General features: G+C 67.3%; 24 protein-coding genes and 5 pseudogenes. 7 read left to right on the top strand and 22 right to left on the bottom strand.

Features of this window, described 5'->3' with window-relative positions; all coding sequences use genetic code 11:
• Positions 1-2: 2 nt before the first annotated feature.
• The gene (locus ACFJGX_RS21050; protein ID WP_382326986.1) at positions 3-914 is read left to right on the top strand and encodes a sugar phosphate isomerase/epimerase family protein; all 912 of its coding nucleotides are present in this window, start codon (positions 3-5) and stop codon (positions 912-914) included.
• Here the strand turns inward: ACFJGX_RS21050 and ACFJGX_RS21045 are convergent, their stop codons facing one another.
• The 10 genes and pseudogenes from ACFJGX_RS21045 to aroE form a co-directional block, all read right to left on the bottom strand.
• Positions 915-1,790, bottom strand: coding sequence for a DMT family transporter (locus ACFJGX_RS21045; RefSeq protein WP_382323973.1), 876 nt, complete (start codon positions 1,788-1,790; stop codon positions 915-917).
• A gap of 6 nt (positions 1,791-1,796) precedes the next feature.
• Positions 1,797-2,630 (bottom strand): shikimate dehydrogenase family protein, encoded by an 834-nt coding sequence (locus ACFJGX_RS21040; protein WP_382159018.1) that lies wholly within the window; start codon positions 2,628-2,630, stop codon positions 1,797-1,799.
• An 18-nt stretch (positions 2,631-2,648) separates the two neighbouring features.
• Positions 2,649-3,095, bottom strand: a complete 447-nt coding sequence (gene aroQ / locus ACFJGX_RS21035; protein ID WP_382159016.1) for a type II 3-dehydroquinate dehydratase — start codon at positions 3,093-3,095, stop codon at positions 2,649-2,651.
• A 41-nt stretch (positions 3,096-3,136) separates the two neighbouring features.
• Positions 3,137-4,187 (bottom strand): annotated as a pseudogene (locus tag ACFJGX_RS21030) (Gfo/Idh/MocA family protein).
• Positions 4,188-4,209: 22 nt separating this feature from the next.
• The gene (locus ACFJGX_RS21025; RefSeq protein WP_382159012.1) at positions 4,210-5,211 is read right to left on the bottom strand and encodes a TRAP transporter substrate-binding protein; all 1,002 of its coding nucleotides are present in this window, start codon (positions 5,209-5,211) and stop codon (positions 4,210-4,212) included.
• 92 nt (positions 5,212-5,303) lie between these two features.
• Complete coding sequence (locus ACFJGX_RS21020) at positions 5,304-6,587, bottom strand: TRAP transporter large permease (RefSeq protein WP_382323975.1); 1,284 nt, start codon at positions 6,585-6,587, stop codon at positions 5,304-5,306.
• A gap of 18 nt (positions 6,588-6,605) precedes the next feature.
• Positions 6,606-7,142, bottom strand: a complete 537-nt coding sequence (locus ACFJGX_RS21015; protein ID WP_382323977.1) for a TRAP transporter small permease — start codon at positions 7,140-7,142, stop codon at positions 6,606-6,608.
• 134 nt (positions 7,143-7,276) lie between these two features.
• A pseudogene (locus ACFJGX_RS21010) lies at positions 7,277-7,958 on the bottom strand (TetR family transcriptional regulator).
• A 39-nt stretch (positions 7,959-7,997) separates the two neighbouring features.
• Positions 7,998-8,675 carry a DMT family transporter gene (locus ACFJGX_RS21005; RefSeq protein ID WP_382326984.1) on the bottom strand — a complete coding sequence of 226 codons (678 nt, stop codon included), beginning with the start codon at positions 8,673-8,675 and terminating at the stop codon, positions 7,998-8,000.
• A 201-nt stretch (positions 8,676-8,876) separates the two neighbouring features.
• Positions 8,877-9,698, bottom strand: a complete 822-nt coding sequence (aroE, locus tag ACFJGX_RS21000; protein ID WP_382323983.1) for a shikimate dehydrogenase — start codon at positions 9,696-9,698, stop codon at positions 8,877-8,879.
• An 89-nt stretch (positions 9,699-9,787) separates the two neighbouring features.
• Between aroE and ACFJGX_RS20995 the strand changes: the two genes are divergently transcribed.
• Complete coding sequence (locus ACFJGX_RS20995) at positions 9,788-10,453, top strand: DsbA family oxidoreductase (protein ID WP_382323985.1); 666 nt, start codon at positions 9,788-9,790, stop codon at positions 10,451-10,453.
• A 9-nt stretch (positions 10,454-10,462) separates the two neighbouring features.
• On the opposite strand, the gene ACFJGX_RS20990 is transcribed toward ACFJGX_RS20995, so the two are convergent.
• From ACFJGX_RS20990 to ACFJGX_RS20965, 6 genes are all read right to left on the bottom strand, one after another.
• Positions 10,463-12,319 (bottom strand): TonB C-terminal domain-containing protein, encoded by a 1,857-nt coding sequence (locus ACFJGX_RS20990; RefSeq protein ID WP_382326982.1) that lies wholly within the window; start codon positions 12,317-12,319, stop codon positions 10,463-10,465.
• 650 nt (positions 12,320-12,969) lie between these two features.
• Positions 12,970-13,464 (bottom strand): hypothetical protein, encoded by a 495-nt coding sequence (locus ACFJGX_RS20985; protein ID WP_382323989.1) that lies wholly within the window; start codon positions 13,462-13,464, stop codon positions 12,970-12,972.
• 191 nt (positions 13,465-13,655) lie between these two features.
• On the bottom strand, positions 13,656-15,113 hold the full coding sequence (locus ACFJGX_RS20980; RefSeq protein WP_382323991.1) for a hypothetical protein: 1,458 nt from the start codon (positions 15,111-15,113) through the stop codon (positions 13,656-13,658).
• A gap of 56 nt (positions 15,114-15,169) precedes the next feature.
• On the bottom strand, positions 15,170-15,535 hold the full coding sequence (locus ACFJGX_RS20975) for a hypothetical protein (protein ID WP_382323993.1): 366 nt from the start codon (positions 15,533-15,535) through the stop codon (positions 15,170-15,172).
• 7 nt (positions 15,536-15,542) lie between these two features.
• On the bottom strand, positions 15,543-15,908 hold the full coding sequence (locus tag ACFJGX_RS20970) for a hypothetical protein (protein WP_382323995.1): 366 nt from the start codon (positions 15,906-15,908) through the stop codon (positions 15,543-15,545).
• A gap of 162 nt (positions 15,909-16,070) precedes the next feature.
• Entirely contained in the window at positions 16,071-16,403 is a 333-nt protein-coding gene (locus ACFJGX_RS20965; RefSeq protein WP_382323997.1) for a hypothetical protein, read from the bottom strand.
• Positions 16,404-16,508: 105 nt separating this feature from the next.
• Between ACFJGX_RS20965 and ACFJGX_RS20960 the strand changes: the two genes are divergently transcribed.
• Both ACFJGX_RS20960 and ACFJGX_RS20955 read left to right on the top strand, forming a co-directional pair.
• Positions 16,509-16,763, top strand: coding sequence for a helix-turn-helix domain-containing protein (locus ACFJGX_RS20960; RefSeq protein WP_382323998.1), 255 nt, complete (start codon positions 16,509-16,511; stop codon positions 16,761-16,763).
• 76 nt (positions 16,764-16,839) lie between these two features.
• Positions 16,840-17,544, top strand: a complete 705-nt coding sequence (locus ACFJGX_RS20955) for a hypothetical protein (RefSeq protein WP_382326980.1) — start codon at positions 16,840-16,842, stop codon at positions 17,542-17,544.
• Positions 17,545-17,912: 368 nt separating this feature from the next.
• On the opposite strand, the gene ACFJGX_RS20950 is transcribed toward ACFJGX_RS20955, so the two are convergent.
• On the bottom strand, positions 17,913-18,341 hold the full coding sequence (locus ACFJGX_RS20950) for a YciI family protein (protein WP_382324002.1): 429 nt from the start codon (positions 18,339-18,341) through the stop codon (positions 17,913-17,915).
• Between the two features lie 220 nt (positions 18,342-18,561).
• Here ACFJGX_RS20950 and ACFJGX_RS20945 point away from each other — a divergent pair, with 220 nt between their 5' ends.
• Positions 18,562-19,191, top strand: coding sequence for a hypothetical protein (locus ACFJGX_RS20945; protein WP_382324004.1), 630 nt, complete (start codon positions 18,562-18,564; stop codon positions 19,189-19,191).
• 21 nt (positions 19,192-19,212) lie between these two features.
• Here the strand turns inward: ACFJGX_RS20945 and ACFJGX_RS20940 are convergent.
• The 4 genes and pseudogenes from ACFJGX_RS20940 to ACFJGX_RS20925 form a co-directional block, all read right to left on the bottom strand.
• Positions 19,213-19,672 (bottom strand): annotated as a pseudogene (locus ACFJGX_RS20940) (DoxX family protein).
• Positions 19,669-20,415 (bottom strand): putative DNA-binding domain-containing protein, encoded by a 747-nt coding sequence (locus tag ACFJGX_RS20935; RefSeq protein WP_382324008.1) that lies wholly within the window; start codon positions 20,413-20,415, stop codon positions 19,669-19,671. Before ACFJGX_RS20935 ends, ACFJGX_RS20940 begins: the two are co-directional and overlap by 4 nt.
• Positions 20,412-21,246, bottom strand: a pseudogene (locus ACFJGX_RS20930) (DUF692 domain-containing protein). The gene ACFJGX_RS20935 and the pseudogene ACFJGX_RS20930 overlap by 4 nt, the downstream one beginning before the upstream one ends.
• 6 nt (positions 21,247-21,252) lie before the next feature.
• Positions 21,253-21,546, bottom strand: coding sequence for a DUF2282 domain-containing protein (locus ACFJGX_RS20925; protein ID WP_382158976.1), 294 nt, complete (start codon positions 21,544-21,546; stop codon positions 21,253-21,255).
• Positions 21,547-21,687: 141 nt separating this feature from the next.
• On the opposite strand from ACFJGX_RS20925, the gene ACFJGX_RS20920 reads away from it, so the two are divergent.
• Positions 21,688-22,251, top strand: coding sequence for a sigma-70 family RNA polymerase sigma factor (locus ACFJGX_RS20920; protein WP_382324010.1), 564 nt, complete (start codon positions 21,688-21,690; stop codon positions 22,249-22,251).
• The gene (locus tag ACFJGX_RS20915; protein WP_382324012.1) at positions 22,248-22,889 is read left to right on the top strand and encodes an NrsF family protein; all 642 of its coding nucleotides are present in this window, start codon (positions 22,248-22,250) and stop codon (positions 22,887-22,889) included. The genes ACFJGX_RS20920 and ACFJGX_RS20915 overlap by 4 nt, the downstream gene beginning before the upstream one ends.
• A 22-nt stretch (positions 22,890-22,911) precedes the next feature.
• Here the strand turns inward: ACFJGX_RS20915 and ACFJGX_RS20910 are convergent.
• Positions 22,912-24,862: pseudogene (locus ACFJGX_RS20910) on the bottom strand (B12-binding domain-containing radical SAM protein).
• Positions 24,863-25,012 lie beyond the last annotated feature (150 nt).

The raw sequence follows: 25,012 nt of genomic DNA, 5'->3' as shown, positions 1-25,012 counted from the left end.
CCATGAGCCCGAACCGCGCTTCCATCGAGGCCATCAGCGGCTTCGGCATGGACACCATCACGCTGGCCGGTCCGCTCGAAGCCAAGCTGGCGGCCATGAAGGCCGCTGGCTTCTCGCAGGTGATGCTCAAAGCCAACGACCTGGTCGGCCACCCCGGCGGCCTGGGCGCGGCCGTGCAGGCCGTGAAGGACAGCGGCCTGCGCGGCACCGGCTTCCAGGTGCTGCGCGACTTCGAAGGCCTCTCGGGCCACCTGCACCACTACAAGGTGGACATCGCCAAGAGCATGCTCGAGATGTGCGCCGCGCTGGGCTGCAAGGTGCTGCTGGCCTGCTCGTCCACCTCGGCGCACGCCTCGCAGGACCTCGACCACATCGCGCGCGACCTGCGCAAGCTCGCCATGCTGGCCATTCCCTTCGGCATCCGCATCGCCTACGAAGGCCTGTCCTGGGGCCGCACGGTCAACGAGTTCACCACCGCGTGGGACGTGGTCTGCCGCGCCGACTGCCCCAACCTCGGCCTGGGCATCGACTCGTTCCACATCTTCGCGGCCAAGACCTCGCTGGAAGAGATCGACTACCTCGACCCGGCCAAGATCTTCCTGGTGCAGCTGGCCGACTTCATGTGGCAGGAGACCAAGACCTTCGAGGAGCGCATCGCCACCGCGCGCACCTTCCGTGTGTTCCCCGGCGAAGGCGTGCACAGCGAGCAGCTGGCCGAACTCGTGCTCAAGCTCGACAAGCTGGGCTACGAAGGCGACTACAGCTTCGAGGTGTTCAACGACGACTACCAGCAGATGCCGCTGCCGGTGGTGGCCGAGCGCGCGCGCCGCTCGGCGCTGTGGCTGGCCGAGGACGTGATGCGCCGCTCGATGCCGTTGCCCAACCAGATGCGCCTGAAGACCCTGCAGGCGTGATCAGCCTCGCCGCAGGCGCACGCCGAGCCAGCCGCACAGCGCGATGAGCGCGATGCCGACCACGGTCCAGACATCGGGCGCGTAGCCGAACACCACCCAGCCCGCCAGCGTGGCGAAGGCGATCTGCGCGTACAGGTAGGGCGTGAGGCGCGAGGCCGGTGCGTGGTGGTAGGCCTGGATGAGCAGGTAGTGGCCCACCGAGCCGAACACTCCGAGCAGGCCGGCAAGCGCCCACAGCGTCCAGTCGGCCATCGGCGCCCAGCCCCAGGGCAGCAGCAGCGAGCAGCAGGCCAGGCCGAGCAGGCCGGTGTAGAAGTGCATGGTGCCCGGGTCTTCGGTGCGCACCATGCGGCTGGTGAGGATCTGGTAGGCCGCGTTCACGAGCACCAGCAGCAGGGGCAGCAGCATGGCGCCGTGAAAATCGCTGCCCTTGGGGCGGATCACGATCATCGCGCCGGCCAGGCCCCCGATCACCAGCGCCCAGGTGAGCGCGGACACCGGTTCGCGCAGCATCAGCGCGGCCAGCAGCGTGACCGCCAGCGGCACCAGCATCATGATGGCGGTGAACTCGCCCACCGGCACGTGGCGCAGGGCCAGGTAGGCCACCACGCTGGAGCCCAGCATCAGCACGCCGCGGCCGAACTGCCAGCCCGGCGCGCGGGTGTGCAGCAGCGTGCGCCCGCGCTGCGGCCAGAGCAGGGCGGTGGTCATCAGGGTCTGGGTGAGGTAACGCAGCCAGACCGCCATCACCACCGGCACGGCGGGGCCCACGTACTGGGAGGTGGTGTCCAGCAGCGCGAAGCACAGCGTGGCGCAGACCAGCAGCGCGATGCCCAGCGCGGTGCGTTTCGGGGAGTGGGTGTCGGGGTTCGTCACGCCGGCTCAGTAGCTCAGCCGGGCCACGGAGCGCAACACCTCGGCCGTGGTGGTGGGCAGGCCGAAGAATTCCAGGTAGGCCGGGATCTGCTCGAACAGCATGTCCGAGCCCACCTGCACCGGGCAGCCGCGCGCCCGCGCGGCCGAGAGGAAGGCCGTCATCTCGGTGCGCATCACCACCTCGCCCACGAAGGTGCGCGCCTCCAGGCGCGACACGTCCATCGGCAGCGGGTCGCCCTCGTTCATGCCCATGGGCGTGGCGTTGACCACCAGGTCCATGCCCGCCGGGTCGTTGCTGCCGGTGCTCACCTCGATGCCCGGGTAGCTGGCCTTCAGGCGCAGGCCCAGGGCGCTGGCCGAGGTGGCGTTCACGTCGTGCAGCGCGATCGCGCCGATGCCTGCGCCGGCCAGCGAGGCCGCGATGGCGCTGCCCACGCCGCCGCTGCCCACCACCAGCACGCGCGCGCCCTGCAGGTTCAGGCCCTTGCGCTGCACGCCGCGCACGAAGCCCGCGCCGTCGAACATGTCGCCCACCAGGCGGCCGTCCTCGGTGCGTTTGACGGCGTTGCACGCACCGGCCACCTTCACCGTGGGCGTGACCTCGTCCATCAGGCCCACCGTGACCACCTTGTGCGGCATGGTGATGAGCGCGCCCCGGATGTTGGTGAGCGTGAAGACCGACTTCAGGAAGGCCGGGTAATCGGGCGTCTGGCAGCCCATGGGCACCACCACCGCGTTCACCCCCACGTGCTCGAAGTAGGGGTTGTAGATCATCGGCGACTTGAAGGTGTGCGTCGGGTAGCCGATGTGGGCGATCAGCCCGGTGGTGCCGTTGATCATGGTCGTCGCGGGGGTCCGTCAGGCCTTCTTGGCGCGCGCGTGGTTCACGGCGGAGCGCAGGCCCATCAGGTAGCTTTCCACGCCGAAACCGGCGATCTGGCCTTGCGCGATCTCGGCCAGCACCGAGTGGTGGCGGAACGTCTCGCGCGCGTGGATGTTGGACATGTGCACTTCGATGATCGGGCAGGGCAGGATTGCCAGCGCGTCGCGGATGCCGTAGCTGTAGTGCGTCCACGCACCGGCGTTGATCATCACCGCGTCCACCTGGTCGAAGTAGGCCTGGTGGATGCGCTCGCACATCGCGCCCTCGAAGTTGGTCTGGAAGGCTTCCACCTCCACGCCCAGTTCTTTGCCCAGCTCGCTCACCTGCTCGTTGATCTGGTCGAGCGTGATGGTGCCGTACTGCTTGGGGTCGCGCTTGCCGAACATGTTGAGGTTGATGCCGTGCAGCATGAGAACTTTCATCGTCGCTCCAGAAGATGGGATGGTTGAAAAAAGAAAAGGGGTCAGGCCAGTTCGACGACGCGGCCGGTGGTGGCCGCTTCGCCGATGGCTTCGGTGACGCGCAGATTGTCCAGGCCGTCGCGCGCGCTCACCAGCGGAAGAATTTCGCCGCGCACCACGGCACCGAAATGGTCCATCTGGTGTTGCAGCGGATCGTCGCGCACCAGGCCCACTGTACCCACCTCGAAAGGCTTCCACCACGAGCGGTCTTCGGCGCGCGGGTAGGTCTTGAGCCGCATGGTGGGCACCGAGAGGCTGCCGTCGGTGCCGGCGATCACGTAGCAGTCCTCGTCGGCGTAGCTCGGGTAGGCCTTGTTCTCCTGCGAGGTCTGCTCCCAGCTGCGCGGGCAGGCGGCGGTGTCCGAGAGCATGAAGCTGCCGAGCGCGCCGTTGGTGAAGCGCAGGTTGATGGCCACCGTGTCCTCCACCGCGAAGCCGCGCGTGGCGTGCGACTTGAACGCCTGCACCGCGCCGATGTCGCCGCAGAGCATGCGCAGGTTGTGCACCTCGTGGATCATGTTGAGCAGGATCGGCCCGCCGCCGGGCTCGCGGCGCCAGGGGCTGTCGGCGAAATAGCCCGCGGGTTTGTAGAAGAGGGCGCTGCCCATCACGCTCACCAGCCGGCCCAGCTGGCCCGAGGCCACCACCTGGCGCGCCTTGGCCATGATGGGGCTGTGGGCCCGGTGGTGGCCGATCAACACGGCCGCGCCGCTGTTCTCCACCGCGTCCACCAGCCGCCGGCCTTCGGCGACCGTGGTGGCGATGGGTTTTTCCACCAGCACCGGCATACCTTCGGCCAAGCATTGCAAGGCCTGGGGCACGTGCAGCGCGTTGGGCGTCGCGCAGCACCAGGCCGTCGGGCCGGTGCTCGCTGGCCAGCAAGGCCTCGATGGACGGGTAGAGCGGCACGCCCGCTTGCCGCGCCACGGCCTGCGCGGCCGGCGAAGGATCGACCACCGCGCTCAGGGTGCAGCCCGCGCTGGCCCGCGCCACGCCCATGTGGGCCTGGCCGATGTAGCCGGCGCCGGCCACGGCGATGCGGGTCTTGCTCATGACGGAGCGGCGTGCGTTGCGTTTATTTGCCGCGCACCTTGGCCAGCTCGGCCTGCAGGCTCTGAACGGTGTCCTGGCCCACGGTCACCGCGAACTTGGCGATCACCGGGCGCAGCTTGTCGCGCAGCTTGTCGGTCTCGGCGGCCGACAGCTCGGTCACCTGCATGCCGCTTTTCTTCATGTTGTCCAGCGCCACCGCCACCTGGCCGCGCGCCTGCTCGCGCTGGTACTTCGCCGATTCCTGCGCCGCGTCGGCGACGATCTTCTTCTGCGCCGCGTCCAGGTTGTCCCAGAACTTCTTGCTGATGATCACCGACTGCGGGTTGTACTGGTGGTTGCTCAGCACCACGTGCTTCTGCACCTCGTAGAACTTGTTGGCGTTGATCACCGTGAGCGGGTTCTCCTGGCCGTCGATCGCCTTCTGCTCCAGCGCCGCGTACACCTCGGGGAAGGGCAGGGGCGTGGGGTTGGCGCCCAGGGCCTTGACCCAGTCCACGTTGATCGGGTTGGGGATCACGCGCAGCTTCAGACCCTCCAGATCTTCCAGCTTGGTGATGGGGCGCTTGCTGTTGGTGATGTTGCGAAAACCCAGCTCGTAGTACGCCAGGCCGATCAGGCCTTTTTCCTGCAGCTTGTCGTGCAGCTTCTTGCCGAAGGGGCCGTCGACCACGGCGTCGGCCTCCTTCGAGTTGGCGAACATGAAGGGGAAGTCGTAGATCGCGAATTCCTTGACCTGGCTGGCGAAGATGCCCGAGTTCATCGAGGCCATCTCCAGCGTGCCGCCCTGGATGGCCGACACATTGGCCTGGTCACTGCCCAGCGTGCCGCCGGGGAACAGGTTGACCTTCATCTTGCCGCCGGACTTGGCCGCCACCAGCTCGGCGAATTTCTCCATGCCCATCACGATCGGGTGGCCCTTGGGGTTCTGGGTCGCGAACTTGATGGTCTTGTCCTGCGCGTGCACGGCGCCGAAGGCGGTCATCGCGAGGGCGGCGACCAGGGTCTTGAGCATCAGGCGTTTCATGTTGTCTCCAAAGAAATAAGGGCAGTGCGCTGGCATCCGGGGAACCTCGGCCCGCGGCGCACCGCGCACAGGCCGGGTGTGGAAAGGGAAGCTCAGTTGCCGATCAGCCAGCGCGCCGGCACCATGACCAGCGAGGGGAACAGCACCAGCAGGAACATCACCGCGAACTGCATCAGCATGAAGGGCATCACGCCGCGCGTCACGTCGTCCATGCGCATGCGGCCCACGCCGGCCACGGTGTTGAGCACGGTGCCCACCGGGGGCGTCACCAGGCCGATGGAGTTGTTGATGATGAACAGCACGCCGAAATACACCGGGTCGATGCCGGCGGCCTTCACGATGGGCATCAGCACCGGCGTGAGGATCAGGATGGTGGGCGTCATGTCCATCGCCGTGCCCACCGCGATCACCAGCAGCATGATGGCCAGCATCAGCAGCGTGGGGTTGTCCAGCAGCGGCTGCAGCAGCGTGACGATCTGGTCCGGCAGCTGCGCCACCGTGATCAGCCAGGCCGAGACCATGGCCGCGGCCACCAGGAACATGATCACCGCCGTGGTCTTGGCCGCGTTCAGAAACACCTCGTAGAGCTGCTTGAGCGTGAGTTCGCGGTAGATCACGCCGGCCACGAAGAGGGCGTACACGGCGGCCACCACGGCCGCTTCGGTCGGCGTGAACACGCCCATGCGCAGGCCCACCAGAATGATCAGCGGCAGCATCAGCGCCCAGCCCGCGCTGCGCATGGCGCTGAGCACCTCGCCGGCCGACTTGCGCGGCGGCGGCTCCAGCTTTTCGCGCCGCGTGCTCCACCACCAGGTGGCCCACAGGCCGGCGGCCAGCAGGATGCCGGGGAAGATGCCGGCCAGGAACAGCTTGGAGATCGACACGTTGGCCGCCACGCCGAAGATCACGAAACCGATCGAGGGCGGGATGATGGGGCCGATCACGCCACAGGCCGCGATCAGGCCGCCGCTGCGCGCCTTGTCGTGGCCGGCCTTCACCATCATCGGCAGCAGCAGGGCCGTCAACGCGGCCGCGTCGGCCACGGCCGAGCCCGAGAGCGCCGACAGCAGGCAGGCCGCGACGATGGTCACGTAACCCAGGCCGCCGCGCACATGGCCCACCAGCGCCATCGCGAAGTTCACGATGCGCTTGGACAGGCCGCCGGTGTTCATGATCTCGCCGGCCAGCATGAAGAAAGGCACGGCCAGCAGGGGGAAGCTGTTGGAACCCTCGATCAGGTTCTGCGCGAGGATCTGCGCATCGAACATGCCCAGGTGCCACATCAGGGCCACGCCGCTGAGCAGCAGCGCGAAGGAAATGGGAATGCCGATGGCCATGGCGGCCAGCAGAGCACCGAGGAAGATGGCGATGGTCATGGCGGTCTTCCGGTGCGTTCAGGCTTGGGGGTTGCCGGGGGGCGGCACGTCTTCGGATTCGCGGATGCCGATCAGCTCGTCCTCGCTCATCCGGCCCGCCAGCAGGCGCCACAGGTTCAGCAGCAGGATGGGCGCGGCCAGCAAGGCGAACACCATGCCACTGGCATAGAAATACGCCATCGAGGTCTCCATCACCGCGCTGGTGGAGTCCCAGTTGATCTTCACCTGTTCCCACGCGCCCTGGTAGATCAGCCAGCACACGTACAGCATCAGCGCCAGGCTCGCGGTCAGGCACAGCTTGCGGCCCAGCACCGGCAGGCGCGAGATCAGCGAGTCGGTGCCGAGGTGGGCGCGCTCGTTGAGCGCCACCACGGCGCCCAGGAAGGTCATCCACACGAACAGCCAGCGCGACAGCTCTTCGGACAGGGTGATGCCCGAGTTGAAGCCATAGCGCATCAGCACGTTGCCGAACACCATGACCACCATGAGGGCGAGGAACAGCACCATCAGCCAGGCCAGCAGCCGGCAGTAGGTGTTGATGAGGTTCTGGATCACGCAGGTCTCCTGGGTTTGTTCCGTTCGAGTTGGTAATGTACGAACTGGTTAGTTTTCCACGAATCGGGGATTACCCTAGGTCGGCGCACCGGCCGTCGGGTCGTGAAAAACAGGGCCCCGGGAGGGGTGGTGCGTCAGGCGCGCACGTAGCGCAACACCATCTCGGCGATGGCGTCGCGGCGCGCGGCGGCGATCTTCGGGTCGCTCAGGTCGCGCTTGAAGATCAGGCCGAAGGTGTGGCGGTTGGACACATTGAAGAAGGTGAGCGCCGAGATCGAGGCGTGGATGTCGATCGCATCGAGCCCGGGGCGGAACACGCCCGAGGCCACGCCGCGTTCGTAGAGCCGGCGGATCGCCGAGATCGCCGGCACATTGAGCTGCTGGATGCTCTGGCTCTGCGCCAGGAACTGGCCCCGGTTCATGTTTTCCGAGATCACCAGCCGGATGTAGTTCTCGTGGCTGAAGTGGTGGTCGAAGGTGAACTCCACCAGCTTGCGCAGCGCGGCCTCGGGCTCGAGGTCTTCCAGGTGCTGCTGGCTCTCGATCTCCCGCATGCGCCGGTACGACTCTTCCAGCACGGCCAGGTACAGGCCCTCCTTGCTCTGGAAGTAGTAATAGATCATGCGCTTGCTGGTCTGCGTGGCGGCCGCGATCTCGTCGATGCGCGCCCCCGCCAGGCCCTTTTCGGCAAACTCCGCCATCGCCGACCTCGAGGATGTTGGCCATGGTCCGCTCCGGGTCGTTGGTGCGGGTGGTTTCCTTGGCAGGCGCCACGCTTCGCGCGGCCCGCCGCTTGGAATGTACCGTTTCGTTCATTTGCGCAGTATAGGCCGGAGGGCCCCTGCTGCGGGCGTTTCAGGGCACCGGCGGGTTGCGCCGCAGCGGGTTGAAACCCGTCACCAGCGCCGAAGCCAGCAGCACCAGCGCGCCGCCCACGAAGATGCCCGACGAAAGCTCCTCGCCCAGGAACAGGTGGCCCCAGGTCACGCCGAACACCGGAATCAGGAACACCGGGCTCATCGCCGCCACCGGCGTCACGTGGCGGATGATGCGCAGGTGCGCCCAGTAGGCCAGGCCCGAGGTGACCACGCCCATCACCAGCACCGCCGCCATGCCCGTGGGCGTGAACGTGGCTTGCGGCCAGGCCCAGAGCGCGCCCGGCAACACCAGCACCATCGCGCCTGCGTGGATGCCCGCCGCGATCGCCAGCGGCTGCATGCGCGTGGTGGCGCGCTTCATGAGCGGCGTGGAGCAGCCGTAACACGCGGCCGCCAGCACGCAGGCCAGCGCCGCCGCGATCGTGGCCGCGTCAGGCCGCACCGGGCCGAGCCGCACGATCAGGCCCACGCCGATGAAGCCGCACACGCAACCCAGCAGCTTGCGCGCCGTGAGCGTGTCTTCCTTGAACCAGCTCGAGGCAAGGGTGCCGAACAGCACCGCCGTGGTGTTGAGCAGCGCGCTGTAGCCCGCCGGCAACCGCAGCCCGGCCCAGGCGTACAGCAGGAAAGGCACGGCCACCGACAGCCCGCCCATCAACAGCAGCTCGCGCCAGTAGCGCCATCGCCGACTGCTGCTTCAGGCCCCGCATGATCAGCGCCAGCGTGAGCCCGGCCAGCGCCACGCGGCAACCCGCCAGCACCAGCGGCCCCATCTCGGGCACCGCCACGCGGATGAACAGGAACGACGCTCCCCAGAGCGCCGACAGGCCGACCAGTTGCAGGAAGTGGCGGGATTTCAAACCAGCGGCACGGTGAGCTGCCGCACCACGGGCTGGGTGTCGGGGCGCACGCCGCGCCACCACAGAAACGCTTCGGCCGCCTGCTCCACCAGCATGCCCACGCCATCGGCCAGGCGCTCCACGCCCGCGGCCTTGGCCTGCCGCAGGAAAGGCGTGAGGCCCTTGCCGTAGACCATGTCGTAGGCCAGCGCGCCCGGGGCGAACAGGCCGTCCGGCAGCGGCAGCGCCTCCTGCGAAAGCCCGGTGGACGTGGCGTTGATCACCACGTCGAAACTCTGGCCCAGCAGCGTGTCGTAGCCGCCGGTCTGCAGCGGCACATGGGCCGCGAAATCGTGCCGCAGCGCGTGCGCCTTCTCGGGCGTGCGGTTCGCCACCGACAGCAGCGCCGGCAGCTCCGCCGCGATCGGCAGCAGCGCGCCCCGCGTGGCGCCGCCCGCGCCCAGCAGCAGCACGCGCTTGCCCTGGAGTGGCACGCCCAGGTTGCGCTGCAGGTCGTTCACCAGGCCCACACCGTCGAAGTTGTCGGCCAGGATGCGCTCGCCCTCGAACTTCAGGCAGTTCGCCGCGCCCGCCAGCCGCGCGCGCTCGCTCGGCTCCGTGGCGATCTCGAACGCCTGCAGCTTGAACGGCAGGCTCACGTTCAGCCCACGCCCGCCGCTCGCCCGAAAGCCCAGCACCGTGTCCGCGAAACCGTCCAGCGGCGTCTCGATGGCGGTGTAGCCCAGGTCCTGCCCCGTGCTCTGGGCGAACTGGGTGTGGATCAGCGGCGATTTGCTGTGGCCAATGGGGTGGCCGAGAACGGCGTAGCGGTCGGTCATAAAGCGGGGAGTGGGGCAGGCCGGGGTTGAGAAAGCAACATTGTGGCGCAAGCCCCTGGGCCGGCCACGGGCATGGCCCCCGGCCTACCATGGCGGCCATGAACACCACCCCCCTCAAGATCGATTTCGTGTCCGACGTCTCGTGCCCCTGGTGCGCCGTGGGCCTGGGCGCGCTCGAAGAAGCGCTGCAGAAACTGCAGGGCGACGTGTCGGCCGAACTGCACTTCCAGCCCTTCGAGCTCAACCCCAAGATGGGCCCCGAAGGCCAGGACATCGGCGAACACCTCGCCGAGAAATACGGCTCCACGCCCGAGCAGCAGGCGCAGATCCGCAACACCATCCGCGCGCGTGGCGCCGAAGTGGGCTTCGCCTTCAACCCCGAAGGCCGGGGCCGCATCTGGAACACCTTCGACGCCCACCGCCTGCTGCACTGGGCCGGCGAAGAAGGCGCGCCCGGCCAGCAACACGCGCTCAAGAAAGCGCTCATGGCCGCCTGCCACACCCGCAGCGAAGCCATGGGCCACCACGACGTGCTGCTCGGTTGCGTGCGCGAAGCCGGGCTGGACGAAGCGCGGGCCAAAGCCATCCTCGCCAGCGACGAATACGCGCAAGACGTGCGCGAGCGCGAAGCCTTCTACACCAGCCACGGCATCCACTCCGTGCCCGCCGTCATCATCAACGACAAGCACCTCATCTCCGGCGGCCAGCCGGCGGCGGTGTTCGAACAGGCGCTGCGGCAGATCGCGGCCGAGTGAGCCGGGGCTTCAGTACAGCCTGATCGCCACGTCGAAATGCCAGGTGCGGCGGATCTCCACCACGTCGTACTGGCGCGACAGCGCGGGTGAAAACGCCGGGTAGTTCGCCAGGCTCTGGATGATGCGCGGGATCGCCTCGTCGATCGCTGCCACGCCGCTGGTGCGCACGAAGGTGATCGACTCCACCGAGCCATCGGCGCGGATCGCCACCGTCACCACCGGGTTGGTGTGCGGCTGCTTCACCGCTTCGCGCACCAGCTCGAAGGTGTTGCTGTTCAGCTGGATCTTGCGCGCCCAGGCCTCGGCGTAGCGCACCAGCTCCTCGTTGTTGTCCACCAGCCCGAACAGGCGGCCCCGGCGCAGCGGGCTCCCCTGCGGGTCGCGCAGCGCCGCCGCATCGGCCGCGTCGCGCCGGGCGCGTTCCTCGTCCAGCTGCCGGCCGATCGCGCGCAACCGCTCTTCGCGCTTGGCCTCGTGCTCCGCGCGCTCGGCCGCCAGGCGCGCGGCCTCGGTGCGGGCGCCGTCCTGAGCGGCCGCCTGCTGCGCCGCTGCCTGTTGAGCGGCGGCGGCTTGTTGTTGCGCGGCGGCCTGTGCCGCAGTCGCCTGGCGTTCGCCTTCCTGCCGCGCTGCCTCGGCCGCCCTAGCTGCGCCTTCCTGCCGAGCGGCTTCCTGGGCCGCCGCCTGTTGCGCGGCAGCAGCTTGCGCCGCAGCTGCTGCTGCTGCTGCCTGCTGCGCTGCCGCTTGTTGAGCTGCGGCCTGCTGTGCCGCTGCTTGTTGCGCGGCTGCTTGCTGGGCCGCCGCCTGCGCCGCCGCCGCTTGCCGTTCGGCATCGAGCCGCGCGGCCTCGGCCCGGGCGGCTTCCTGGCGTGCGGCTTCTTGCGCGGCCAATTGCTGCGCGGCAGCGCGCTGCGCCGCGGCCTGCCGCTCCGCCTCCAGCCGGACAGCTTCGAGGCGGGCGGCCTCCTGCCGCGCGGCCTCTTGCTGGGCCGCCGCTGCTGCCGCCTGCTGCGCCGCCAACTGGCGCTCGGCCTCCAGTCGCGCTGCCTCCACACGGGCCGCTTCCACCCGAGCGGCTTCCTGGCGAGCCGCCTCCTGCTGGGCCTGGGCTGCTGCCTCGCGCTGGGCTTGGGCTGCAGCAGCCGCCTGCTGCGCCGCTGCGCGTTGGGCTGCGGCCTGCCGCTCGGCCTCCAGGCGCGCGGCCTCGGCCCGCGCCGCCGCTTCCTGGCGGGCGATCTCCTCGCGCCGCTGGGCCTCTTGCTGAGCCGCAGCCTGTTGTTGTTGCTGCTGCGCGGCTTCCCGCTGCGCTGCGGTTTGTCGCTCGGCCGCCTGCCGCGCCGCCTCGGCCCGGGCGCTCTCCTGGCGAGCGGCTTCCTGCCGTGCGGCCTCTTGCTGGGCCGCTGCCGCCGCCCGCGCAGCCGCCGCCTGCCGCTCGGCGGCCTCGCGCCTGGCGGCTTCGGCCTGTTGTGCTGCGGCTTCGCGGCGCGCGGCCTCTTCGTGGGCCGTGGCCTGGCGCTCGGCCTCCTGGCGTTCCACCTCCAGCCGCGCAATTTCCACTCGCGCCGCTTCGCGCTCGGCTTCCTGCCGGGCCGCTTCCTCCTGGCGCGCAACGGCTTCCGCGCGCTCGGCCTCCAGGCGCGCCATCTCGAAGCGCTTCGCTTCCTGGCGCCCAGCTTCCTGCCGTTGCTGCTGCTGCAGTTGCTGGGCTTCCTGCTCGGCGCGCTCGCGCAAGGCCCGCTCGGCGGCAGCCTGTTCGCGCTGCGCCCGTTGCTCGCGGTCGATCTCCGCCGCGTCGCGCGGCGGCGGCATCGCGGCCTCCATGCTCGGGGGCGTGGGCGCGGCCGCTGCCACCACGGCGGGCGCCGGCACCGGGGCCGGGGGTGGCGCTGCCCGGTGCCTCCGGCGGTGGGGCTGGCGGGGGCTTGGCTGCTACCGGTGCCGCCGCAGCGGGGGAGGGCGCGGGTGGCGTGGAGGCGGCGGCGGCCAGGGTTTCAGGGGCGGGCACGGCCGGTGGCGGTGCCTCGGCCTCGGCCGCCGGGGCGGCCGGTTGCGCCACGGCGGGCGCGGGCGTGCTGCTGCGCGCCGGGGCACCGCCCGCCACGGGCTGCCCGCTCGGGGCTTGCGCCTGCGGGGGCGCCACGGGCGCGGGGGTGGCCGGCGTGGGCGCGCCGCCCGGCTGCGCCGGCCCCAGCACCACATGCAGCACCGGCACCTCGGCCCGCCGCTCCTGCCAGGGGAAGCCGAAACCCGGCAAGCCCATGCCCTGGCCGCCAAAGGTCAGGCTCAGCAGCAGGGCGTGAAAGATCAGGGAGAACGTCAGCGCCAGCGTCATGCGCCGGCGTTCGGGGTCCATGCCCGCCCACGGGCCACGGGCGGTGGTTTCCGTCGCGCAGCGACGGTCCCGCCGGCATCGGGCGGGAAGAGGGGGGTGGCGCGGACATGAGGCCGATTGTCGTATCCAAACCGCCGGCCCCGGGCGACGTATCTCACGGTAGCGTGCGAACCTTGAGGACGGCCCGTCAACATCGCTTGGACGAGCTTCTGGCGCACGGCTGGCAGTACGAGGTTTCGCAGGTGCAGTTGGACCCCCACGTCCGGTACTGCTTAGTGTCGATATGGATCCGGCCCGAGTCGTACTTGCTCAGGCCCATGTGCAGAGCGCGCCCTTCTTTCTTCCAGAACGTGCACAGCGCATTGGCCGTCTGGGCCGAGCCCAGGAAGTCCACCGCGTACGACTTGGTGTGGGCGCTCGATTCCCGGCTCTGAGCGCAAGTTGCCAGCGACTCGGGGCGGTAGCCGGACACGATCTCCGCCTCCTTCGCCAGTATGCCCCGGGCTTTCAACTGTTCGAGCAGCCGAAGCGTGCTGGCGGCAGCCTCCCATTGCCGGCGAGGCGGCACGGCAAACGGCGCGGCGCCGCACCGCTTCCACGACGATGCGGTCCGAAGCACCTCGTGAAGGGGTTGAACCTGGCCCACGCGCTGCGCGTCCAGGAACTGGGTGAACTCGTCCACGGCGGCGGTGTGGCGCAGCCCGCCAGTTCTCGAACATCTTCGGTCCCCGTTCGTCCGCCGCCCCGAAGGCCGGGAGCGATAGCCCGACGAGGATGCACAGCAACGCCAAGGGGGATTTCAGACGAAGGCGGATGGTTGCCATGCGAGCATGCTCCGGGTTTAGAACGCAAAGCCCGTGGAGGTCGGGTCAGTCAAGCCGCTAAGCACGACAGACCTGACACTGCCGCGAAACGCTTGGAGGTGATCGTCGCGGCATTCTTTACCCGGCGTGCCTGGCTTTTCGTGACCGACCAATTCGATCGTCCGGCCTTCGAGCTATGTTGCAACACCTCACACGGCGCAGCAGCGTCACTGGGCAATACCAAGCTGAAGCCGGTCACGTTCTCCATGTCGATGCTCACAAGCGTCAAGAACACGCGTTCCGCTTCCGTCCAAAGCGGATACCGCTTGTCAATGCGCTTTTTCCAGTCGTTCACCGCGCCCGAAATGAAGTCCACATGCGATTGCAGCAGGAGGTCTTTGGACGCCTGTCGAGACAGTTCAAGGTTGGCTTGCCGCCCGGTTGTGTTGTACCAAGCGTGGAGCGTTTCCACCTCCCACAACCGGATAGGTCTCAGGTAACCCCGCGTTCGCTTCGTAGCGAACAGCGTGGGGCTGAGCTTCGGGCCGACTTGGGCCGCCTGGACATTGGTTGATGCGAAATCGAGTTGTCGCAAGCCCGTGCTGATGCCCGAGTTCTGCAACAGCGCATCGCCTGTGCGAAACGCGTCGGGAGACAGCCCCGTCCCGATGGATGCCGCTTCATTCATCTCGATCAGGTCGGTGGCCGCACAGATCAGGTGCTTGTCTCCATTGGCGCATCCGTTGGAGGTCAATGCACTCAGCCGCTGGTGCAGCTCGGTGCGCAGCGGCGTACCGCCTTCTGGGAAATCCGCCACCAGTTGCCGCATGCGGTACGTGCGAAGCGCCAAGCTCAAATACGCCTCGGCGATCCATCGGCGTTTGGGTGACCCTGCAGCCTCTCGGCGAAAGGCCGCGTCGTAGGCTTGAGTCAGGTTCCACGGTGCGCCGGACAGATCTTTGCGTCCGAACTTGCCCGGAAACACCCAAAAGAACCGGTTTGAAGCGTCAGGATCCTGCACGAGCGCCCTGTTGTCCAACTCCTCACCGAATTCGATGGCAAAACGACCGTCCTCGACCGAGGCGCGCCAGCGCGAGGGCCCTATAGGATCGATGCGCGGTTTGACCATCACCACCGCCACGCGGTTGCAGTTCTTGAGCGGATCAAACGCAGGGTAGTTCTCCAGCCTCAGACCCAGCACCGGAACGCCATTGGTGTACCGGCCGGGAAAACCAAGAAGACCTTCCAGCTGAGACAGATGAACCGGAATGGTCTCCTTCTGGCGGGGCTCTGACGGGCTCGCCACCCGTGCTACTGGCTGAGTTGATTCAACTTCTTCCGCCGCCGCGTTTAGAGGATTTTCTTCTGGCTGATTGGCGACAAAACCACTTCGCGTGTTGCACTGTGGTCCATTGGCTGAGGCGACCTCGGCAATGAACGCCAACCCCAAGGCGAATGCGCCCAGGCACGTCCATTGCGCTCGACCAGATAGCGTCTGACTGACAGTGCAGTGCAGGAGCGACATCATCCAATCTCCCGTGAACGTATGAACATGATGCGCTGTGTTTCCCAGGAACGGGCACCTCAATTGGTACTGATGACCTTGTGGATTTTGGGGCGCATGTCCTCCGCATTCTGGTTGCAGGCGGCCACCATCTTGGACAGCGCCAGATGGCGCTCGCCGCACATCCGGCTGGAATCGGACAAGCCAAGGTAGTAGTGGTCGTGCGTGAGGTGTAAGGCCAGCACCCCCTCGTCTCCGGCCTTGGCCAGCGCATTGGTCCGCTCCTTGGATGTGAGTGCGGTGTAGTCATCACACGCCTTGAGGTATTCGCTGGGCACCGGGCAGGACATGGCCACAGGCACCATCAAGGTATTGCACCCCGCCGCCATGATGGCCGCGAAGATCATGACCAAGGCGGTCGCTCTGGAAGAAATGGGTGGTTTCATGGGCACCTCAGCGGGCGGCAACGACGGTTGTTGGGGAAAGCTGGTGGAGTTTCTGGTCCCGCGCGTTCGTGGCCGCGATGCAGTTCTTCAAGGTGGCCGCCTGAGATTGACACGCCGTCTTGATGAGGGGGGCATGCTCCGCGAATACACCGTCCTGCGCAGCCTTCCAGAGCACGATGCGGTTCACCGACTTTTGCTCGACGTCTGCGATGTCTTGCTTGTTTTTGTTGGTCAGCCGGTTCTCAAGATTGGTGAGTTCGCCTTGAATTCCCTTCAGCACCTCATCCCTGATCTGGCCTCGGTACCACCAAGCCAGAAGGCCTATTACCACCGCAATCACTGCCGCATTGATGAGATAGTCAAACAGCTTCATGGGTGTCTGCCCTCCGTGTCGAAGTAACGGTCTGTTACGTACTCTAGGCTGCTGCTGCCCCGGCCGCAATCCTCAAATTGGGGGAGCATTCAGCCCGTTGGCGTCAACACATGCGCAATCTAGGTGCCGCGCTTTGACGGTGGAGGGTGCCTGGCTGACGGGCTATCGCCGAAGCTTCAACTCGGTGGCGCAGGTGCAGATAGCCTCAATGGAATAGCCCAGCGCTCTCACCTGCCGCCGCATTTCGGCCTTGATGGAGCGGCGCATCACGGCGATCTGTTCGGCCGGCGCGAAGGTTTCCAGCGCGTCTTCCGCACTCTCGGGCTCCACGGCAGTGTCCAGCGAGATGCCTGCGTCCACGGTCAAGGACAACTCTGTGAGCTGCTCCGTGGCTTGTTGAGCCAGCAGGAGGATGTGAGGAGCAAGGGAGACAACGCGCTCTTCGATAGGCGGTTCACCGGACGTGTGCTTGGCTGTTTTTCTGGGCGATTTCATGCTCCTCCCGGGGTGATTAATCGTATGGACGCTTTGCTTGGGATGCTTCTCATATGAGATGCAAACTCCGTGGATGCAAATGTAGCAGTTTGCCATCCTCGCGTGGTGTCTGCCAAACCCACTCCACCGAAAAAAAAGCCTGCGAAGGGCGACCTGCGAGGAACACTTGCGTGGCATGTGCGCACGCTCAGGGCCGAGAAAGGCTGGTCGCAGGAAGCGCTGGCCCATATGTGCGAGCTGGACAGGACTTATGTCTCAGCTGTTGAGCGCAGCGTATGGAATGTGTCTTTGAGCAACATCGAACGCTTGGCTGATGCGTTGGGTGTGGAGGCTTGGGAACTGCTCAAGGATCCTCAGTAATTGCAGCGGAGGCCGTGAGCAGTTGTCGATCGCTTGAAGTGGCGCCCCCATCTTTCGGTAGCTGTTACTTGTTCATATGGCGTCAAACCAGTTGACTGCAGAAGAAGCTAGGCTTCGAAATGTGGATGTGATGGGTGAGGAGTTGGGATCAATTTATTCCCAACTTTGGCAGGAGCTCGCATGGCTGTATCGAGCATGGGCTGAGTACGTCACATTGTTCGGAACCAAAGAGTCACGTGTAGTGCTCCTCAACGAGGCAGCGCCTGCGCTCACACGTTTGATGCAGGACACCCTATGGGAAAGCGTAATCCTTCACATCGCTAGGTTGACCGACCCGGCCAAATCAATGGGAAAGACGAATCTCTCTATACGGGCGCTCGAAGAAGCGACCAGGGATGACGTTCTGAAAGCATCCGTTTCTGGAGCCGTGGCGGATGCTTTGGAGGCTTCTGATTTTTGTAGGGACTGGAGAAATCGCCGCCTTGCGCATCGTGATCTCGACCTTGCATTGAAGCGAGGTGGAGAACCGTTGAAATCTGCATCTCGGTTGCAAATGCATACCGCTTTGGGCAGCCTGTCGAGGGTCCTGAATGTGTTGTCACTTCACTACTTAGATTCGACTACGTTCTTCGACGGGGCGCTCCGATTCGGCGGAGGCTCGGGAGGAGGAATGTCGTTGCTGTATTTCCTCGATAGCGGGTTGAGAGCTGAGGAGATTCGCCGCGAGCAACGAAAAAGTGGAGTATTCGATTCGAACGACTCTCGTTCAAGAGACCTGTAGGAGTGATGTTCGGGGCGCCGTTTCCGCATAGTTGGCGCGCCCCATTCCTCCTATACCAATGAGCCGACACAGACTTTCGGCGCGGCCTAGCTGATGTCACCATCGCCTTCTTCATTCAGCTCGCAATCGACCGGATCCTCCGGCAAGTCACTCATTCGCCGGAATATCCCGCGTCACCACGCTGCCCGTGCCGATAGGGCACGCCGGGCATCACGTTGACTCCCCGCACTGATCCATACGTCGTGCTGGTGATGGGCTTGGCGCATTCCGGGCCCGCGTTGCGGCGCTTCACGTTCAACGGCGGCCAGAGTTGTGCGGGCCCACATTGTGCGAGATGCACCACCTCAACGCGGCCGCCTGGCAACGGATCAACCGGCCCGCGACTGAACCTCTTTGCGCAGCCGCTCTTCCTGCTCACGCAGTTCGGGTGTCAGGGCGTCGCCAAAATCCTCGGCCGAGAAGATTTGCCGGATCTCGATTTCGGAATCGGTGCGCATGGGGTTGGGGCACTTTTTCACCCACTCGATCGCGTCCTGCAGCGAGCCGCAGTTCCAGATCCAGAAGCCGGCGACCAGCTCTTTGGTCTCCGGGAACGGCCCGTCAATCACCTGCCGCTCCTTGCCCGAGAACGCGACCCGGGCGCCGCGAGCGCTGGGGTGGAGGCCTTCACCTGCCTCCATGACGCCCGCCTTGACCAGCGCCTCGTTGAACGCGCCCATCTCGGCGAATTCCTCTTGCGTGGGCATCACGCCGGCTTCGCTGTCTTTCGTTGCTTTCACCATCACTATGAATCGCATCTTGATCTCCTTGGATTGATCGGGGCAGCCACCCGCCCGCCTCAGTACGACGGTTCAGCTCGCGCCATTTCGACAACCTGCCATCGGCTGAAGCGTCACAGAACATCTCGCCGGCCTGCGTGAATATGACCCGCGTCACTTTACGCCGCGCGCGGGGCGCCGGAAAATTCCCGCCGGGCTTTTCAGCCGCCCGCACGTTCAACCGAAAAGAGAGATCCTCATGCCGTCCGCCGCTGCGATCACGCGTCTGTCCCTGTATGGCTTGCTGGCGCTGGCGCCTTGGGCGGTGTGCGCGCAAGTGGCATCGCAGATAGGGGCGGCGCGGGCCGCCGCCCTGGCCGATCAGCCCGACGATGTCGCGGGCCTGCCACCGATGCCGATGGGCGCGGGGGCCATGATGCCGATGCCGCGAAACGTGAAGAAGCTGGGCGATGGCGAACTCAGCTGCGCGCAGATTTATGCGGAAACCCAGGTGCTGGAAAAAACCAGCCAGGAACGGGGGGCCGAGGCCGAGCAGGCGCAGGCGGCCATGATGGCCAGCCAGAACGAGATGATGAAGCAGGCCAGCGGCATGGGCGGCGGTGGCGTGGGGTCGTCGGTGGGCAGCAGCCTGCTCAGCCTGATTCCGGGTGGTGGTCAGATCCAGAGCTTCGCCATGCAGGCCGCCGCCGACGCCCGCCGCGCGAGCATGCAGGACAGCGTGGAGAAGATGATGCAGGTGCAGACCCGCCTGGTGAACGCGGAGCAGGCCCGCGAGCTGGCGCAGGCGCGCAGCGAGCACCTGACCGATCTGTTTCTCAAGAAGGGCTGCAAGCTTTCCGAGGTGAAGTCTGCCGGCACAACGCCCTAACGGGCGGAATGCCCCGGCTCTTCATCCACCCTCTCGGTGCAGCAGCAGCGCATCCAGCGACCAGCGCCCCGCGCCCCTTCCGAGCAGATAGAGCAGCGGCACGGCCCAGGTCAGGTGGGTGGGCCAGGCGGCTGGATACACCAGAAACTGGATCACGGCCGTCATGCCCAACAGCGCGGCGGCCGACAGCCGGGCTGCGCAAGCCGAGCACGAGCAGGACGGGGAACAGGTGTTCGGCGCTGGTGGCGAGGTAGGCCGCCCACTCCGGGGGAATCAGGGGCAGTGCGTAGTCTTCCCTGAACAGCAGGAAGGTGGTGTCGGTGAGGCTGAACCAGCCTTCGACCTTGGTGCGGCCAGAGAGCCAGAAGATGCCGGCGATGCTGAGGCGGCTGGCCAGGGCGATGAGGTCGTGCGAGATCCAGCGCTCAAGCCAGAGGCGAATGGTTTCGGTGGCGTGGGTCGTGCGTGCAAGGGTGTTCATGGTGCAACCGCCGTGAAGGCGCCGTGGGTGATGAGCTGGCCCAGCGTGGCGGCGAGGTCCAGGCCGGGTTCGGCCGCCAGGGCACGGGCGGCAGCGTCGGGGATGGGTTGGCCCTGGGCGCAGGCGTCGAGCAGCGCGCAGGCGCCCAGGCCGATCTCGTGGGCCAGCACCGTGCCCTGGGGCCGTGTGAGCAGCGTGTGCTGGCCGTGCCAGTGGGGTGGGTTGGGGTCGGGCAGGGCTTCGCGTGCGGCGCGCCAGAGGCTCAGAGCGGGCCATTCGGTGCACACGTGCCAGCGCGCGGCGGGGTGGGGCACGAGCACGCTGCGGGGCAGGGTGGTGGCGTCCAGCGCCGTCAGTGCCGCAGGCGGCAGCGTGGGCGCGTCGGCGGCCGTGTGGCACTGGTTCCACAATGCGTCGAGCCGCGCCACCTCGGGCAGCCAGGGCCATTCGCCTGCGGGGAGCGCGCGCGCCAGGTGCTGCGGAAAGTCTTCGCCATAGCTCGCGAGGCAACCGGCCTGCGGCGGGTGTTCGCGCGCGTGCGCCAGCGCCACGGCGGCCAGCCAGTTGTCGCCGGTCAGCTGGCGCACGGCGGGGTGGAGCGCGAGCAGGCTGTCCACGCAGGCTTTGAGCACGGTGTTGCGGTAGACCATGAAGCCGGGCTGGCGGGCCAGCGCGGGTGAAGCGGGCTCATCGCTCGACCACAGGTCGTGCCAGAACGCGGTCTGAAAGTCGGCGTGGTTCATGCCATCACCTCGCCGAACCGGCTCAGTTGGGCATGGGCGCGGTCGCGCTCGGCCATCAGCACGTCGAAGGCGGGCAGGTTGCCGTCGCGCTCGATCAGCGTGGGCCTGGGGCCGATGCGTTCGATGAGGTGTTCATGGAGCCGCCACACCGGTTCGGCCACGGGCGCGTCGTGGCCGTCGATGAGCAGGCCTGCGCCGAGCGCCGGGTCTTCGTGGTGGCCGGCGAGGTGAATTTCCATCACGGCGTCGGCCGGCAGGCGGTCCAGCGCGTCCAGCGGGTCGGTGCCGATGTTGTGCGCCGAGACGAAGAGGTTGTTCACGTCCACCAGCAAGCCACAGCCGGTGCGGCGCACCAGCTCCAGCAGGAAGTCGGGCTCGTCCCAGTCGTGGCCTTTCAGGTGCAGGTAGTGGGATGGGTTCTCGATCGCGATGCGGCGCTGCAGGGCGTCCTGCACCCGCCCGATGTTCGCAGCCGTCTGGCGCAGCGCTTCGTGGGTGCGCACGAAGGGCAGCAGGTCGGGCGCGTAGTGGGCCCCCAGCCTGCTCCAGGCGAGGTGTTCGGACACCAGCGCCGGCTGCAGCCGGCGCACCAGTGCCGCCAGCCGCGACAGGTGGCCGCTGTCGGGCGGCTCGTGGCGCAGCCAGCGAGAGCGAGACGCCGTGCAGCGCCACCGGGTGGTGCGCGCGCACGGCCTCCAGCCATGCCAGGCGCGGGCCGCCGTCCACCAGGTGGTTTTCGGCATGCACTTCGAACCACAGGCCCGCTGCCCGCGTGCTGCAGGCGGCATCGACGTGCTCGGGCTTGAGGCCGAGACCGGCGCTCAGGTCCATGGGTGTTCAGCCCTTGACGGGTTGCAGCGCCCCCATGCCGGTGGGCGTCTTGATGCCCACGCAGGTGCCGGCAGGCACATACTTCCAGGCGTTCCCCTGGTAGTCCATCTTGGAGGTGCCCGCACACGTGGTGCCGGGGCCGGCCGCGCAATCGTTCTTGCCGGCCATCGCCACGCCATAGCAGCGTTCCTTGGCGCTGGCGGCGTTCTTGGTGTCGGGCATGTTGGACTGCGCGAGCGCGGCGCCGGTGGTGAGGGCGGCCAGCGTGGCCAGGGTGAGGGTCAGTTGCGAGGTGTTCATGAAAGGCTCCTTTGTGTAGGGCCGCGCCAACCAGTTGGTGCGTACCGATGGCTATTTCGTCGCCGCCGCTGCGCTGGTTACAGGCCCGCCGCAGAATCGATCGGCTTTTTTATTTCGGCCTGTCTGTAACCTTTTCGCGCCATGACACGAATAGCTGACGTGACCGCGACAGAACACGAATTGCACGGACTCTTTGTGGCGGGGCTGGACGGCGATGGCGCCGCCTACCACCGTTTCCTGCAGCGCCTGGCGGCGTTGCTGCGCGGCTATTTCCGGCGCCGCCTGCAGCAGCTGCCGGACGAGGTGGAAGACCTGGTGCAGGAGACCTTGATGGCCGTGCACGCCCAGCGCCAGACCTACCGCCGGGGCGAGCCGCTGACGGCGTGGGTGCATGCACTGGCCCGCTACAAGCTGGTGGATTTGTGGCGACGGCGCGCCCGCCACGAGGCGTTCAACGATCCCCTGGACGATGAGCTGGACGTGTTTGCGCAGTCAGACAGCGAGGCGGGTGAGGCGCGGCGCGATCTGGGCCGCTTGCTCGAGCAATTGCCGGATCACCAGCGGTTGCCCATCCAGCACACCAAGCTCGATGGCCTGTCGGTCGCCGAGGCGGCCCGGCTCACGGGCATGAGTGAGTCCGCCGTCAAAGTGGGGGTGCACCGGGGCATCAAGGCGCTGGCGCGCCAATGGAAAGGACAATCATGAAAACCGACGATCTGATGAATCTCCTGGCCACCGGCGCCACCCCTGTGCCCCGGCATGCGGGTGAGCGCCGTTTTGCGCTCGCGCTGGGTCTGGGGCTGGTGTGTGCGCTGGCCTGGGTGCACCTGATGTACGGCGTGCGCAGCGACCTGGGCGAGGTCTGGGCCACGCCGGCGTTCGGGGTCAAGCTGGCGATGCCGCTGGCCGTGGCGGTCAGTGGCCTGGTGGTGGTGTTCCTGCTGGGCCACCCGGGCGCGCGCGTGCGCGGCTGGGCGTGGGGGCTGTGGCTGCCCGTGGCGTTGTTGTGGGCCTGGGCGATGCTGGTGCTGGCGCAGGCGGCTCCCGGCACGCGGGCGGCGCTGGTGCTGGGCGAGACCTGGCGCTACTGCGTGTTCAACGTGATGGCCACGGCCTTGCCGGTGGGGGTCGCGCTGTTCTGGGCCCTGAGGGGTCTGGCGCCCACGCGCCCCTTGCTGACGGGGGCCGCGGCGGGTTGGCTGGCGGGCGCGGTGGGTGCCGCGGTGTATGCCCTGCATTGCCCTGAGATGCAGGCACCCTTTCTCGCCGTCTGGTACGTGCTGGGTATGGCGGCGTGCGCGTTGTTGGGCGCGCTGGCCGGGTGGCGTTGGCTGCGTTGGTAGTCCACGAAGGCGACCGCCGCGATCAAGCCCTTTCCCGTTTGTCCAGCGCCCGTTCGATGAAGTGCCGCTTCACCCGCGTCCTGGGCACCGGGTCGTGCAGGTGGCTGAACCAGGCGCGCACGTCTTCGTCCAGCCCGATGCCGTGCATGTAGTTGTAGATCGCCTTGCGCAGGCCGATGCCGAGCGCGTCGTGGTCCACGCCGGTGGGGTCGATGAAGCCGATGTCGTTCTTGGCGAAGGTCACTTCGGGCAGCGGCACCAGTTCGATGCCATACGCGGCCGGGTCCAGCCCCACGGGGGAGTGCACGGTGCACGAGAAGCGGTGGAAGAAGCCGCTCTGGATGCAGCCGTTCTCGAACAGCTGGCGCACGTACTCGAGCGAGTCCACGGTGTCCTGCACGGTCTGCGTGGGAAAGCCGTACATGAGGTAGGCGTGCACGAGGATGCCCGCGTCTGAAAACCCCTTGGTGACGCGCGCGACCTGCTCGACGGACACGCCTTTTTTCATGAGGGTGAGCAGCCGGTCGCTGCGCCACTTCGAGCCCGCCGCTCATGGCGATGCAGCCGCTGTCGGCGAGCAGTTGGCAGAGTTCGGGGCTGAAGGTTTTTTCGAAGCGGATGTTGCCCCACCACGAGACGGGCAGTTGCCGGCGCAGCAGCTCGTCGGCCAGGGCTTTCAGGGCCTTGGGCGGCGCGGCCTCGTCCACGAAGTGGAAGCCGGTCTGCCCGGTTTCGTTGACGATGGCTTCGATGCGGTCGGCCAGGGTGGTGGCGGACGCGGTTTCGTAGCGGCTGATGTAGTCCAGGCTCACGTCGCAGAAGCTGCACTTCTTCCAGTAGCAGCCGTGGGCCACGGTGAGTTTGTTCCAGCGCCCATCGCTCCACAGCCGGTGCATGGGGTTGAGCATGTCGAGCAGGCTCAGGTAGCGGTCGAGCGGCAGGCCGTCCCAGGTGGGGGTGCCCACGTCTTCGAAGGCCACCTCGGGTTCGCCGAAGTTGATGTACTTCACCGTGGCCGTGCCGGCTTCGCTGGTCTCGCGCACGAAGGTGCGCACCAGGCGCTGCCGGGAGCGCTTGCGGTCCAGGAATTCCAGCAGCGCGAGCAGGGGGCGTTCGCCGGCGTCGAGGGTGACGTAGTCGACGAAGTCGAACAGGCGGGGCTCGGCGAGTTCGCGCAGTTCGGTGTTGACGAAGCCGCCGCCCAGGGCGATGGTGATGTGCGGGTTCTGGCCCTTGATGGTCTGCGCGATGCGCAGCGCGGCGTAGAGCGCGCCGGGGAAGGGCACGGAGAGCAGCACCACGTCGGGCTTGTGCTGGGCCAGGGTGGCGAGGGTGAGGGTGTGCAGCACCTCGTCGACCAGGGTGAAGGGCGCGGCGAGCGCGGCGGCCATGGGCTCGAAGCTGGGCTGGCTGCTGGCGAGGGATTCGGCGTAGCGCACGAAGGCGAAGCGTTCGTCCACGGCGTCGCGCAGCACGTCGGCGAGGTCGTTGAGGTAGAGGGTGGCGATGTGGCGGGCTTTGTCTTGCACGCCGAGGGCGCCGAAGGCCCAGGCCAGGGGGTCGCCGCCTTCTTCGCTGAGGGCGGCGTCCACGTAGACCTCGAGCGCGCTGAAGCGGGGGCCTTCGGGCAGGAGTTCGCGCGCGGCGATGCGGTGGGCGAGGGTGGAGTCGCGGCCTTGCAGGTAGGCGATGACGGGGCCGATGGTGCCGCGGTAGCGGTCGAATTGGTCGAGGAAGGCGTGCACGCTGCCGCTGCGATCGGCTTCGGGTTGGGCGAGTGCTTTGCCGCGCACGGCTTCGAGGCCGGCGGGGGTGAAGAGTTTGAGGACGAGCGCGAGGGCGAGGTCGGCTTGCACGGCGTCGACGCCGCGCGAGCGGAGGAAGCCGGTGATGTAGGCGGTGGAGGGGTAGGGCGTGTTGAGCTGGGTCATCGGGGGGATGAGGCTCAGCACGCGCGGGGCGTGGGTGGTCATGGCTTTTTCGGGCGTGGCGACGATGTTAAGGCTTGGGGCCTCTTTTTCGTTTTGGCGGGGTTTGTTGGGTTCGCTTCCGGCCTGCACCTCGCGGCAGGCCGGTGGCGGGATCCGACTGCTCCGGCCCTGCTCGCGGGCGGCTGCCCGGGT

It is taken from the genome of Hydrogenophaga sp. UC242_50 (genome assembly GCF_042697355.1).
GTDB lineage: Bacteria > Pseudomonadota > Gammaproteobacteria > Burkholderiales > Burkholderiaceae_C > Hydrogenophaga.
This window is presented reverse-complemented; position numbering and strand designations above follow the sequence as displayed.

Excerpts from the sequence above, each read along its gene's own strand:
- ACFJGX_RS21050 (WP_382326986.1), top strand. The coding sequence starts at position 3 with ATGAGCCCGAACCGCGCTTCCATCGAGGCCATCAGCGGCTTCGGCATG.
- ACFJGX_RS21040 (WP_382159018.1), bottom strand. The coding sequence starts at position 2,630 with ATGATCAACGGCACCACCGGGCTGATCGCCCACATCGGCTACCCGACG.
- aroQ (WP_382159016.1), bottom strand. The coding sequence starts at position 3,095 with ATGAAAGTTCTCATGCTGCACGGCATCAACCTCAACATGTTCGGCAAG.
- ACFJGX_RS21025 (WP_382159012.1), bottom strand. The coding sequence starts at position 5,211 with ATGAAACGCCTGATGCTCAAGACCCTGGTCGCCGCCCTCGCGATGACC.
- ACFJGX_RS21020 (WP_382323975.1), bottom strand. The coding sequence starts at position 6,587 with ATGACCATCGCCATCTTCCTCGGTGCTCTGCTGGCCGCCATGGCCATC.
- ACFJGX_RS21005 (WP_382326984.1), bottom strand. The coding sequence starts at position 8,675 with ATGGGCGGGCTGTCGGTGGCCGTGCCTTTCCTGCTGTACGCCTGGGCC.
- aroE (WP_382323983.1), bottom strand. The coding sequence starts at position 9,698 with ATGACCGACCGCTACGCCGTTCTCGGCCACCCCATTGGCCACAGCAAA.
- ACFJGX_RS20995 (WP_382323985.1), top strand. The coding sequence starts at position 9,788 with ATGGCGGCCATGAACACCACCCCCCTCAAGATCGATTTCGTGTCCGAC.
- ACFJGX_RS20980 (WP_382323991.1), bottom strand. The coding sequence starts at position 15,113 with ATGATGTCGCTCCTGCACTGCACTGTCAGTCAGACGCTATCTGGTCGA.
- ACFJGX_RS20975 (WP_382323993.1), bottom strand. The coding sequence starts at position 15,535 with ATGAAACCACCCATTTCTTCCAGAGCGACCGCCTTGGTCATGATCTTC.
- ACFJGX_RS20970 (WP_382323995.1), bottom strand. The coding sequence starts at position 15,908 with ATGAAGCTGTTTGACTATCTCATCAATGCGGCAGTGATTGCGGTGGTA.
- ACFJGX_RS20965 (WP_382323997.1), bottom strand. The coding sequence starts at position 16,403 with ATGAAATCGCCCAGAAAAACAGCCAAGCACACGTCCGGTGAACCGCCT.
- ACFJGX_RS20955 (WP_382326980.1), top strand. The coding sequence starts at position 16,840 with ATGGCGTCAAACCAGTTGACTGCAGAAGAAGCTAGGCTTCGAAATGTG.
- ACFJGX_RS20950 (WP_382324002.1), bottom strand. The coding sequence starts at position 18,341 with ATGCGATTCATAGTGATGGTGAAAGCAACGAAAGACAGCGAAGCCGGC.
- ACFJGX_RS20945 (WP_382324004.1), top strand. The coding sequence starts at position 18,562 with ATGCCGTCCGCCGCTGCGATCACGCGTCTGTCCCTGTATGGCTTGCTG.
- ACFJGX_RS20935 (WP_382324008.1), bottom strand. The coding sequence starts at position 20,415 with ATGAACCACGCCGACTTTCAGACCGCGTTCTGGCACGACCTGTGGTCG.
- ACFJGX_RS20925 (WP_382158976.1), bottom strand. The coding sequence starts at position 21,546 with ATGAACACCTCGCAACTGACCCTCACCCTGGCCACGCTGGCCGCCCTC.
- ACFJGX_RS20920 (WP_382324010.1), top strand. The coding sequence starts at position 21,688 with ATGACACGAATAGCTGACGTGACCGCGACAGAACACGAATTGCACGGA.
- ACFJGX_RS20915 (WP_382324012.1), top strand. The coding sequence starts at position 22,248 with ATGAAAACCGACGATCTGATGAATCTCCTGGCCACCGGCGCCACCCCT.